General features: G+C 40.3%; 10 protein-coding genes. 7 read left to right on the top strand and 3 right to left on the bottom strand.

Annotated features, from left to right (window positions below; translation table 11 throughout):
• Window positions 1–12: 12 nt before the first annotated feature.
• The 5 genes from FNT16_RS14185 (at window position 13) to sucD (ending at window position 7265) form a co-directional block, all read left to right on the top strand.
• Window positions 13–723 (top strand): succinate dehydrogenase iron-sulfur subunit, encoded by a 711-nt coding sequence (locus FNT16_RS14185; RefSeq protein ID WP_143872185.1) that lies wholly within the window; start codon window positions 13–15, stop codon window positions 721–723.
• Window positions 724–845: 122 nt separating this feature from the next.
• A complete protein-coding gene (gene sucA / locus FNT16_RS14190) occupies window positions 846–3653 on the top strand; it encodes a 2-oxoglutarate dehydrogenase E1 component (RefSeq protein WP_143872186.1) in 2808 nt (935 codons plus the stop codon).
• Between the two features lie 21 nt (window positions 3654–3674).
• Window positions 3675–5207, top strand: a complete 1533-nt coding sequence (gene odhB / locus FNT16_RS14195; protein ID WP_143872187.1) for a 2-oxoglutarate dehydrogenase complex dihydrolipoyllysine-residue succinyltransferase — start codon at window positions 3675–3677, stop codon at window positions 5205–5207.
• A 19-nt stretch (window positions 5208–5226) separates the two neighbouring features.
• A complete protein-coding gene (sucC, locus tag FNT16_RS14200) occupies window positions 5227–6393 on the top strand; it encodes an ADP-forming succinate--CoA ligase subunit beta (RefSeq protein WP_143872188.1) in 1167 nt (388 codons plus the stop codon).
• Complete coding sequence (sucD, locus tag FNT16_RS14205) at window positions 6393–7265, top strand: succinate--CoA ligase subunit alpha (RefSeq protein WP_143872189.1); 873 nt, start codon at window positions 6393–6395, stop codon at window positions 7263–7265. The genes sucC and sucD overlap by 1 nt, the downstream gene beginning before the upstream one ends.
• A 106-nt stretch (window positions 7266–7371) precedes the next feature.
• On the opposite strand, the gene FNT16_RS14210 is transcribed toward sucD, so the two are convergent.
• Window positions 7372–8376: an alpha-galactosidase gene (locus tag FNT16_RS14210; RefSeq protein ID WP_143872190.1), complete on the bottom strand. Its 1005-nt coding sequence runs from the start codon at window positions 8374–8376 to the stop codon at window positions 7372–7374.
• A gap of 92 nt (window positions 8377–8468) precedes the next feature.
• Window positions 8469–9029 carry a hypothetical protein gene (locus FNT16_RS14215; RefSeq protein ID WP_143872191.1) on the bottom strand — a complete coding sequence of 187 codons (561 nt, stop codon included), beginning with the start codon at window positions 9027–9029 and terminating at the stop codon, window positions 8469–8471.
• Between the two features lie 207 nt (window positions 9030–9236).
• Here FNT16_RS14215 and FNT16_RS14220 point away from each other — a divergent pair, with 207 nt between their 5' ends.
• Together FNT16_RS14220 and FNT16_RS14225 are read left to right on the top strand one after the other, a co-directional pair.
• Window positions 9237–9923 (top strand): response regulator transcription factor, encoded by a 687-nt coding sequence (locus tag FNT16_RS14220; RefSeq protein WP_143872192.1) that lies wholly within the window; start codon window positions 9237–9239, stop codon window positions 9921–9923.
• Entirely contained in the window at window positions 9916–11244 is a 1329-nt protein-coding gene (locus FNT16_RS14225; RefSeq protein ID WP_143872193.1) for a sensor histidine kinase, read from the top strand. The genes FNT16_RS14220 and FNT16_RS14225 overlap by 8 nt, the downstream gene beginning before the upstream one ends.
• Before the next feature lie 293 nt (window positions 11245–11537).
• On the opposite strand, the gene FNT16_RS14230 is transcribed toward FNT16_RS14225, so the two are convergent.
• Window positions 11538–11972, bottom strand: coding sequence for a hypothetical protein (locus FNT16_RS14230; RefSeq protein WP_143872194.1), 435 nt, complete (start codon window positions 11970–11972; stop codon window positions 11538–11540).
• Window positions 11973–12007: the final 35 nt, after the last annotated feature.

Consider the following 12007-nt stretch of genomic DNA (forward strand, 5'->3'; position numbering starts at 1 on the left):
GTAGCAAAAAAGATGAAACAGATATTTTCAATTTATCGCTACAACCCGGATGTTGATACAAAACCGCGTATGCAAGATTATGAGTTAGATCTTGAAGACGGTCAGGACATCATGGTTTTGGATGCGCTTTTATTATTAAAAGAGCAAGATCCAACTCTATCGTTTAGACGCTCGTGCCGTGAAGGCGTATGTGGTTCTGACGGTGTCAACATGAATGGTAAAAATGGCTTGGCGTGTATTACACCATTATCACATTTAAAAGCGCGCAAAATTGTAATTCGTCCTTTACCTGGTTTGCCGGTTGTTCGAGACTTGGTAGTGGATATGACTCAATTTTATACACAATACGAAAAAGTTAAGCCTTACTTAATACCAGACCCGAAAAACATTCCGGCGAGAGAATTTTTACAATCACCGGAAGAGCGGGAAAAGTTGGATGGCTTATACGAATGTATTTTGTGTGCATGTTGTTCAACTTCATGCCCATCATTTTGGTGGAATCCAGATAAATTTGTCGGGCCAGCAGGCTTGTTGCATGCATATCGGTTTTTAGCCGATTCACGTGACGGTGCTAAAGATGAGCGACTTGCTGATTTAGATGATGCATTTAGCGTTTTCCGCTGTCATGGCATTATGAATTGCGTTAATGTGTGTCCTAAGGGGCTCAACCCGACGAAAGCTATCGGTAAAATTAAATCGATGCTTTTAAATAAGGCTGTTTAGACGCTAACCTTATTATCCAAGGTTAATCTGACTTCTGAATAGCCGTTCTTGTTGCGAGAATGGCTATTTTTTTATAAAGAATAAGTCCGTAAATAATAATTAAGCGGGAAAGGAAAAATACGATGCACGAAGGCACAATGAAAGCCTGGCTTGAGTCTTCTCAATTTGCCGGCGGAAATGCCACATATATTGAAGAGCTGTACGAACAGTATCTTGATAATCCTCAAAGTGTTGGTGACGAATGGCGAGCATTGTTCGATCAGTTGCCTCAAGTTGAAGGTGTAGAAGTTGAATCGAAACACTCCGATATTCGTGAAGATTTCAAACTAGCAGCAAAAAAAGCACACCGTGGTCAAGTTATCGTTCCACAAGTCACCTCTGATACTAAACAAGTTAAAGTTCTGCAACTTATTAATGCCTATCGTTTTAGAGGCCATCAACATGCCAACCTAGATCCACTTGGTTTGTGGAAGCAAGAGCGCGTTCGTGATCTTGAATTAAGTTACCATGAACTGACACAAGACGATTTAGATAAGCCTTTTAATGTAGGTTCTCTTGCGGTTAATAGTGAAACACTGAAATTAAAAGATATACAAAGCCTTCTTGTACGTACCTACTGTGGCTCGGTTGGTGCGGAATATATGTATATCACTTCAACTGAAGAAAAACGCTGGTTACAAAATCGTTTGGAATCAGTGCAGTGTAAACCTGAACTTGACCAAGCTCAAAAGCTTAAACTGTACAAAGAACTTGTTGCTGCTGACGGCCTAGAAAAATATCTGGGGAGTAAATTTCCCGGTGCAAAACGCTTCTCATTAGAAGGCGCTGACGCATTAATACCTATGTTGAAATCTTTGATTAGCCGTGCAGGTGAGCAAGGCTCAAAAGAAGTTGTCATTGGTATGGCACACCGAGGTCGTTTAAATGTGCTGGTCAATGTATTAGGTAAAAACCCATCAGTATTATTTGATGAATTTTCTGGTAAGCATGATGAAACTTTAGGTTCTGGTGACGTTAAATACCATATGGGTTATTCATCAGACTTTGCAACACCGGGTGGCAATGTTCACTTAGCGCTGGCGTTTAACCCTTCGCATCTAGAAATTGTAAACCCAGTTGTAATGGGCTCTGTGCGAGCCCGTATGGACCGACGCAATTGTAACGATGGTTCATTAGCCTTGCCAATTACCATTCATGGTGACTCTGCAATTGCCGGCCAAGGGGTTGTACAAGAAACCTTTAACCTTTCGCAAACACGTGCTTATTCAGTCGGTGGCACGGTTCGAATTGTTGTTAACAACCAAGTTGGTTTTACAACTTCAAATCCAAAAGATACGCGCTCAACTCAGTATTGTACTGATATTGCGAAAATGGTTCAGGCACCGATTTTCCACGTGAACTCTGATGATCCGGAAGCGGTTATTTTTGCCACACAAGTAGCGTTAGACTTTAGAAACAAATTTAAACGTGATGTGGTGATTGATTTAGTCTGTTATCGCCGACACGGACATAACGAAGCAGATGAGCCAAGTGCAACTCAGCCGCTTATGTACCAAAAAATCAAAAAACATCCGGTTCCGCGTCAAATCTATGCACAACAGTTGATTGGCGAGAAGCAACTGAGTGAACAAGATGCTGATCGTGCCGTTGAAGAGTATCGTTCTGCGCTTGATCATGGTGCCTGTGTTGTCGAAGAGTGGCGACCCATGATGGAGCATTCAGTTGATTGGCGTCCATACCTTGGTCATGACTGGGATATTGAATACGATCATGAAATTTCAGTTGAGCGTTTAAAAACCTTGGCGAAATCGGTGAGTTCATATCCGGAAGATGTTGTGCCGCACTCGCGTGTTAAAAAGGTTTACCAAGACAGAGCATTAATGGCTGCAGGTGAAAAAGCGCTGGATTGGGGTTTTGCTGAGACGTTGGCATATGCAGACTTGGTGGAACAAGGCAATCGCATTCGTTTAACCGGTCAGGATTGTGGTCGTGGGACGTTCTTCCACCGTCATGCTGTGATCCATAATCAGCGTGATGCATCAACTTATATGCCGTTACAAAACATTAAAGAAGATCAGGCACCGATTGAAATCTACGACTCAGTGTTGTCTGAAGAAGCTGTGCTGGCTTTCGAATATGGTTACGCAACTGCAGAGCCTAAAACCTTAACAATCTGGGAAGCGCAGTTTGGTGATTTTGCTAATGGCGCCCAGGTAGTAATCGATCAATTCTTATGTTCTGGTGAACACAAGTGGGGGCGTTTATGTGGTTTAACATTGTTACTTCCACATGGCTACGAAGGCCAAGGACCTGAGCATTCATCTGCTAGATTGGAACGTTTCTTACAATTATGTGCAGATCATAATATGCAGGTTTGTGTGCCTACCACGCCAGCTCAGGTGTTTAACATGATCCGCCGTCAGTCATTGCGACCGATGCGCAGACCATTGGTTGTGATGTCGCCGAAATCATTGTTGCGTCACCCGCTTGCGACTTCGACATTAGAAGAGCTGTCTTCTGGTGTTTACCACAACGTTATTGATGAAATCGATAATCAAGATGTTGAAAAAGTCGATCGCGTTGTGATGTGTAGTGGTAAAGTCTATTACGACCTGTATGACGCTAGAAACAAAGAAGAACTTAAAAATGTTGCAATTATTCGTTTAGAACAATTGTATCCTTTCCCTCAAAAGGAAATGGAAGCGGTTATGGAGAAGTACTCGCACGTTAAAAGTTTTGTCTGGTGTCAGGAAGAACCTCAAAACCAGGGTGCTTGGTATTGTAGCCAACATCATTTCTGGGATGTTATTCCATCCGGCGCAAGCTTAAAATATGTTGGTCGTACAGCTTCTGCATCACCTGCTGTTGGTTATTTAGCCGTGCACAACAAGCAACAAAAAGAATTGGTGCATCAGGCACTTGGATTATAAAGAGAACAAGAGAACAGAATTATGGCATTAGATATAAAAGTCCCTGTTTTACCTGAATCAGTCGCCGATGCTAGTGTTGCTACATGGCATGTGAAGCCGGGTGATAGTGTAAAACGAGATCAACACTTAGTTGATATAGAAACAGATAAAGTTGTACTAGAAGTGGTTGCAGAACAAGATGGCGTAATCACTGAAATCCTACATGAAGAAGGTGACACTGTACTGGGTCAGCAAGTTATTGCTCGGTTAGGCAGCGCAGATGAAAAATCTTCTTCAGAAAAACCGCAGAGCGCTCCGTCTGATGCTGCAGACGAGCAGAAATCACAACCAGAAAAACAAGTTAAAGGTGAAAGCGTGGAAATTAAAGTTCCAGTATTGCCAGAATCAGTTGCTGACGCAACAATTGCAACATGGCATGTTCAACCCGGTGAAGCAGTTAAGCGAGACCAAAACCTAGTTGATATCGAAACAGATAAAGTTGTACTTGAAGTTGTTGCCGAATATGACGGTGTATTGGCTGATATTATCGAAAATGAAGGTGCAACGGTAACGGGTGAGCAAGTCATTGGTACTTTAAACAAGGGTGAAGCTGCAGCGCCAAAAGCAGAATCAAAAGATGAAGCTAAAGCACAAAGCAGTGATGACAGCTCTGATTCTTCGTTAACACCATCTGTCCGACGTGCATTATCTCAAAACGGAATCAGCACAGAAGAAGCCGCTAAAATTAAAGGGACTGGCGAAAAAGGCCGCTTAACCAAAGAAGATGTTGAAGCTTACGTGAAAGCAAAAACTCAACGTCAAGCGGCTGCAGAAGCTGCAGACAAATCGTTGTCTGAGCCGGTAGCGAACAGTGCTCGTTCGCAAAAACGTGTACCCATGACACGTTTACGTAAACGTGTTGCAGAACGTTTATTAGACGCTAAAAACTCAACTGCAATGTTAACGACATTTAATGAAGTTAACATGAAACCTATTATGGAAATTCGTAAATCTTATCAAGATGCTTTTGAAAAGAAACATGGCATCCGTTTAGGCTTTATGTCTTTCTTTGTTCGAGCAGTAACAGAAGCATTAAAACGATTCCCAGAAGTGAATGCATCAATCGACGGTGATGACATTGTTTATCACAACTATTTTGATGTCAGTATTGCAGTTTCAACACCTCGTGGATTAGTTACACCTGTATTACGTGATTCAGACCAACTTTCTTTGGCTGAGTTGGAAGGTGGTATTCGTGAATTAGCAATTAAAGGTCGTGATGGTAAATTAACGATCGAAGAAATGACCGGTGGTAATTTCACTATTACTAACGGCGGTGTTTTCGGTTCATTGATTTCTACGCCAATAATTAATCCACCTCAAACCGCTATATTGGGAATGCATAAAATTCAAGAAAGACCAATGGCAGTAAACGGTAAGGTGGAAATTTTGCCAATGATGTATTTGGCGCTTTCTTATGACCACAGATTGGTTGACGGTAAAGAATCAGTCGGATTCTTAGTAACTGTTAAAGAATTACTAGAAGATCCAACGCGTTTATTGTTGGATATTTAAGCTATCAAGGAAACATAACATGAATTTGCATGAATATCAGGGTAAACAACTGTTTGCACAATATGGTTTGCCAGTAGCCAAAGGTATCGCTGCACAAACACCTGCTGAGGCGGTTGCTGCAGTAGACCAGGTTGAAGGTGATACTTATGTCGTTAAGGCACAGGTACATGCCGGTGGTCGTGGTAAAGCTGGCGGTGTTAAGCTGGTTAAAACCAAAGACGAAGTAGAAGCATTTGCTAAAAAATGGTTAGGTAACAACTTAGTTACTTATCAAACAGATGAAAAAGGTCAGCCAGTAAGCCGCGTTTTAGTTGAGCCTGCTTGTCCTTTTAAACAAGAGCTTTATTTAGGTGCGGTTGTTGACCGTTCTACACGCCGAATCGTTTTCATGGCATCAACAGAAGGTGGCGTTGAAATTGAAAAAGTGGCAGAAGAAACACCTGAAAAAATTCTTAAAGCAACTGTTGACCCATTAGTTGGTGGTCAGCCTTATCAAGCACGCGATATCGCGTTTAAATTAGGCTTACAAGGCAAACAAGTTAAGCAATTCACTCAAATATTTTTAGGTTTATCTAAGTTATTTGCAGAAAAAGACGTTGCGCTGTTAGAAGTTAACCCATTAGTAATTACCAACGATGACGATTTACTGTGCTTAGATGCTAAAGTGGTTATCGATGGCAACGCATTATACCGTCACCCGGATCTACGTGAAATGCATGATCCAACGCAGGATGACGAGCGTGAAGCGCATGCTGCTAAATGGGAATTAAACTACGTCGCATTAGACGGCAACATTGGTTGTATGGTTAACGGTGCTGGTTTAGCAATGGGTACGATGGACATTGTTAAATTACACGGTGGCGCGCCAGCAAACTTCTTAGATGTTGGTGGCGGTGCAACGAAAGAGCGTGTTGTTGAAGCATTTAAAATTATTTTAAGTGATGACAAAGTTAAAGCCGTATTAATCAATATCTTTGGTGGTATTGTTCGTTGTGACCTAATTGCCGAAGGCGTAATTGGTGCAGTTGAAGAAGTCGGTGTAAGTGTACCAGTGGTTGTGCGTTTAGAAGGTAACAACGCAGAATTAGGTGCAAAAGTTTTAGCGGATAGTGGATTAAACATTATTGCAGCAACGAGTTTGACAGATGCAGCGGTTCAAGTTGTTAAAGCTGCGGAGGGTAAATAATGAGTATTTTAATTAACAAGGATACAAAAGTTATCTGTCAGGGTTTCACTGGCTCTCAGGGTACTTTCCACTCAGAACAAGCGATAGAGTACGGCACAAAAATGGTGGGTGGTGTCACGCCAGGTAAAGGTGGTCAAACACATTTAGGTTTGCCAGTATTTAATACAGTTGCAGATGCGGTCGCCGAAACAGGTGCAGAAGCAAGTGTAATTTACGTACCTGCGCCATTTTGTAAAGATTCTATTTTAGAAGCCGCAAATGCCGGTATCAAACTAATTGTTTGTATTACCGAAGGTATCCCAACGCTTGATATGTTGGAATGTAAAGTTAAATGTGACGAGTTAGGCGTACGCTTAATTGGTCCAAACTGTCCGGGCGTAATCACTCCGGGTGAATGTAAAATTGGTATTATGCCAGGTCACATTCACTTGCCAGGTAAAGTGGGTATTGTTTCTCGCTCTGGTACTTTAACGTACGAAGCGGTTAAGCAAACAACTGATGCAGGTTTTGGTCAGTCAACTTGTGTTGGTATCGGTGGTGATCCAATTCCAGGTTCTAACTTCATTGATATCTTGGCTTTATTTGAAAAAGATCCAGCGACTGAAGCAATCGTAATGATTGGTGAAATTGGTGGTACAGCAGAAGAAGAAGCTGCAGCATTTATCAAAGAAAATGTCACCAAGCCAGTTGTTTCTTACATTGCAGGTGTTACTGCACCAGCGGGTAAGCGTATGGGTCATGCCGGTGCGATTATTTCAGGTGGTAAAGGGACAGCAGCAGAAAAATTTGCCGCGCTTCGTGAAGCAGGTGTAACAACTGTTGATTCACTGGCTGATATTGGTAAAGCATTAGCTGAAAAAACAGGTTGGTAAGTTTATAAACCAATAAGGTTTATATGCTTATAAAATCTAATATGAAAAGCCGACAGATTTGATGTCGGCTTTTTTTTATCTGCGAACTCTTTTACAACACAGCAAACTAAAAGTGGATTTCTGGATTTAAATGGCGTTTTAAAATAGTCGCTTTTTCAGCATCGGCCAGCAGCTCCGTATAATTGTATATCACCATACCTTGTTTGCTTAACGCTAGATTTTGTTTTAACTCTATCTCAAACTGCTCAGCCGGTATCGCTTTTTTTAAGCGCCAATGCGCAACCTGTAAACCATAATAAATCGGTGTTTGGGTTTCAGCATTTAATTCGTTTAATAGCTGTTTTTTATCATCTGCTGTTTGCGGCAACATATGGCTGAAAGCTACAGGGCAAAAAGCATCAAAATATTCAGATAAACGGCTTTTATTCTGGCCCGCATATTTTGACGTAGCGCAATTTAATGCTTTATCCGACCAGGGCAGGGTGTTTAATGCAATACTGGTATTGGGAGACATCTGCCGAATAAAGTCAGTTAAAACTTTGGCAACAGAGGCAATTTGTTCACTTCGCCAATGGGCAAAATCAGCTGAAAACTCACGACTTTCAATTTCAGCCGTTGCGTCAGATGTTGCAAAATCACTGTGATAAAAGGCATTCATACAACGGCTACAAAAGCAGCCATATTCAATATCTTCCGGCGCAATCTCGTCATAACTTTTATCTTGCCAATAAAGATATTGGCGCAAAAAGTCCAGACTAATATAATCTGGGTTGGTTTCATCTAAATATTCAGTGATTTGTGCTTTTAAATGTTCGATATACGCGGTATCTGATGGGCAGATAAATTGACACCAATCTTGCTGCGCTAAATTGCCCGTGTTCGATACAGCAATTTTATCAGGGTGTTCTTTTAAATAGCTTGGATTATTAAATACTGGGATATTCAACCATAAAGCGAGTTGATATTTATTAAGCAATATGGGGAGTTCGGGTTCATCAAACAAATCAGGCGATAATATCAGAGTATTAACCCCCCAATAGCGTGCATTTTGACAACACTCTTCCAGATTTATATCTACATCTTGTGCGTAGATGGCAATTGGTTTGCGCATAATCGGCCTCGTCCTTATTATATTTTGAGTCTAGAGCTGACGATTAATTAGCCGATAGATTACTCATTTATCTGGTAAACATAAAGAAAGATTTACGGTAAGAATGGAATATTTGTTAATTTAACCATCATAATGGCATTCGGGCGCAGGGAATCAGAGGTTACTTTTAGACCAACGGTTAACCATTTACCATGTTTTTCTTTAGGTAGTTCGATAAACATGTCTCGGCTGTTATGTGAAAAGTGCAAATGCAAAACCACACCTTTTTCAGGTAAACCGAAACTCGACTCATCTTGCGTCACATCATATTCACCAAAACCAAACTGATTTTGCCAATCAATACTGGCTATTTTAAACCGGCCACCCACGTCATCAACTTGAGGTTTGGATATATCAACATTTTTCATCCAATAGGTATTGGTTTTTTCGTCTAGCTCAAATTTATTTCTGTCTGAGTGATGCCAGCCCGTATACGAGTTAGGCATGTATAAGTCATAACGTAATTTGTAACCTTCAACTTGATAAAAATCAGCTTCGGTAAACACCTCTGGTCGGTGTTTTTCTAGCGTGTAAAATCGTTCGCATCCTGCAAGTAATAGCATAAGGGCAAAGGGATATAGTAGGTAAAGCTTTTGCATTACATAATTATGCATAAATTATCAAAGCCGCATTAAACCCAAGTGAATGAATACAATAACGAATTGTTAAACTTTATGCACTGAACTGCAAGTTATTTGCTTTGCATACGAATGCATATTGCATCCTTTTTGATTAGGGCTATATTAAACAAATATTTAACAATGTGTGTTAGATAGTACTAAATCATTAGGTTTAAGTACATTCTTGGTGTGAGGTGAAACATGAGTAATCGAGTTTTGTTGATTGAAGACGATCAGAATTTAGCCGCAACCGTGATGCATTTTTTAGAGTTAAATCAAATTGATTGTGACCACTGTGGCAATGGCGTTCAGGGGGTTAATTTAGTTAATCAAAATAGCTATGACGTTGTTGTGACAGACGTTAATATGCCACTTATGTCAGGCACACAAATGTGCAGCACATTGCGCAGTGAAGGTAAAGAAATTCCAATTTTAATGGTTTCTGCATTGTCTGATATCGACGACAAATTAACCGGTTTTGACAGCGGTGCAGATGATTATTTAGTTAAACCTTTCGAACTGAGAGAATTACTTGCACGCATAAAAGTTTTATCGCATCGCAGAAGCGGACAGGTAAAAGCATTAAAAATTGCAGAGCTGGGATTAGAACTTGATTTATCCAGCAAAACAGCGAGACGCGATGGGCACATACTCAGGTTAACGCCTTCAGGTTGGTCTATTTTAGAATCACTTGCCAGAGCCTATCCAAAAGCGGTCAGTAAACAAGATTTAGAATACGCAATTTGGGGGGACGATTTACCTGATAGTAGTGTATTAAAAGTGCATATACATAGATTACGTCAAAGTTTAGATAAAGACTTTGGTAAACCTTTATTGCATATCGTGCATGGTTTTGGATTTGAGTTAAGAAATCCACTGAATGATTAAAAACACAGCTTTGCAGATCCGCAGTACCTTAGTTGGCACTGCGTTTATCGCACTATTTATCATTTTGTATGTGATATATGTTGCGATCCACTTTCATGTAGAACACGCCAAAGAGCAAAGCCATTTTTTAGTTGATTATACCGAAAGAGCTATCTCACGTATAGAAGCTAACCCCGATCGTTACTTAACCGCGCCACATTATCCAATAGGCAGTGATGCATTGCAGCTTGTTACTTCTTATCAAACGCTAAAAAACAGCATTCCAAATTTAGGCGAAGAAGACAAACTGGTTACCAATAAAGTTAATATCGGGATATTTGAATTTAGAGGGGTATTTTCAGTTGCCGAGTTGGTGCTGATTTACCCCGTTTTGTTTGATGAAAAAAAGTTATTTGCCTACTATCGGGTTGCACCGCAAAACGTAACTCAGCTAGACGCAAGGCTGGCTGGCAGAATGCAACCAGCGGTATTTATAGCGGCCGTTATCATCGCCATTATGTTTATGGTGCAGCTTTATTATATTAATCATGTGAATTTAACCGTAAGAGAACTGGCAAGCTGGGCCGATAATTTATCGGCTTCTAAAAAAATAGAACCACCGCCAAAATTAAAAATGGATGGCTTAACATCACTGGCGTATACGGTCAATAACAGTATCAATAAATTTAGCCAACTGCTTGAAAAAGAACACTCTTTTGCGCGCTTTACCAGTCACGAGTTGCGTACACAAGTCGCGGTATTGTCGACTAATATGGAAATTCTTGAAGCTATGATGCGTGATCTATCACCGGATGAACGCAAAGTGTTGCAACGAATGGAAATAGCCGTTGCTGATATGAAGTATCAAATTGAAGCTTTATTATGGATCAGTAAAGAGAGTCAAAATCAGCTTGGATTCAGCCAGTGCGATCTGGTTGAAATGCTTAACAAATCAATTGAAGACAATAAATCGATTATTGCTGATCGCAGCGTTAAAGTAATAGTCAGTGGCGATGATTTACAGGTATTTACCCACCCAACACTAGTTCAAATAGTGTTTAATAACTTAGTACGTAACGCTTTTCAAAATACTCTGCAAGGGCTGGTACATATAGCGGTTGTCAGGAATGGGGTAACCATCCTGAACCAAAACAGTGTTGAAAATAAATTAGTGACTTCATCAAAAGAACCCGGATTTGGCATCGGGTTAGTACTGGTTGAAAAAATAGTACAAAAAATTAATTTAGATTATCAGGTAGAAAACCTGCACAACGGCCGCTCGGTTACTTTAACATTTACTGACGAAAATCAAGCTTCGACTCCAACGCCAACAGCAGATTAATTTGTTGGCTAAAAACCTTCGGCTAGCCTAGGGCGTGTTTATCTTTGTTTATAATTTGAGCTGAGAGAAAAAATGGTTTTAGGCAAGGCAGAAATAATGAAGTTTAGTCATCTAAATAAGTTATTTCTAACGCTGCATAAGACCATTTTGGCCTCAGCAATGGCTATTTTAACCCTTAACGGCATTAGAATTCGTTTATTTAGAATGACTAAACCCCACTCATTCTGCTTTGTTAATGATTAAAATAGCCTATTGCTCAAAAATAATACAAAGATTCACACGCCCTAATATGCTTAAAATATTTTTTTCTGCGCAATCATTTTTTCTTTGACCTCGGTTATCAGGTCTTTACCTTTCAATTTGGGATTAACTGCAACATAACCTTCGTAGTTGTTGTGTTTAACAACCTTGCAGTCTTTATCAATTTTAGCTAGCTTTTGATCAGGGTGAATCGTGATTTTCTCTCCGTCTTCATAGTTTCCCAAATAGTAGTAGCTGAATACGATACACAACCCATCTGGATTTTTAACCGGCTTGGAATATAAAGCCAACTCTAGGCTTTTTAGATATTTGGGTGCACCAACCAGTCCTTGCAACCTCACACAATGTTCATCAATGACGCTAATCTCTTGAACTAATCCATGCTTAGATCCTAGATCTTCATCAGAAAAACCATTTTCAATCAATATTTTTTGAAACTGCTGCTCTGTTAAAGTACTAGATTTCACGCATGCGGGTGATGTCACAGGATATAAGGCTATTA

The sequence above is a fragment of the Catenovulum sediminis genome (assembly GCF_007289895.1).
GTDB classification, from domain to species: domain Bacteria; phylum Pseudomonadota; class Gammaproteobacteria; order Enterobacterales; family Alteromonadaceae; genus Catenovulum; species Catenovulum sediminis.

Coding starts and splice junctions, on each gene's coding strand:
- odhB (WP_143872187.1), top strand. CDS start 3,675: ATGGCATTAGATATAAAAGTCCCTGTTTTACCTGAATCAGTCGCCGAT.
- sucA (WP_143872186.1), top strand. CDS start 846: ATGCACGAAGGCACAATGAAAGCCTGGCTTGAGTCTTCTCAATTTGCC.
- FNT16_RS14210 (WP_143872190.1), bottom strand. CDS start 8,376: ATGCGCAAACCAATTGCCATCTACGCACAAGATGTAGATATAAATCTG.
- FNT16_RS14225 (WP_143872193.1), top strand. CDS start 9,916: ATGATTAAAAACACAGCTTTGCAGATCCGCAGTACCTTAGTTGGCACT.
- FNT16_RS14185 (WP_143872185.1), top strand. CDS start 13: ATGAAACAGATATTTTCAATTTATCGCTACAACCCGGATGTTGATACA.
- FNT16_RS14215 (WP_143872191.1), bottom strand. CDS start 9,029: ATGCATAATTATGTAATGCAAAAGCTTTACCTACTATATCCCTTTGCC.
- sucC (WP_143872188.1), top strand. CDS start 5,227: ATGAATTTGCATGAATATCAGGGTAAACAACTGTTTGCACAATATGGT.
- sucD (WP_143872189.1), top strand. CDS start 6,393: ATGAGTATTTTAATTAACAAGGATACAAAAGTTATCTGTCAGGGTTTC.
- FNT16_RS14220 (WP_143872192.1), top strand. CDS start 9,237: ATGAGTAATCGAGTTTTGTTGATTGAAGACGATCAGAATTTAGCCGCA.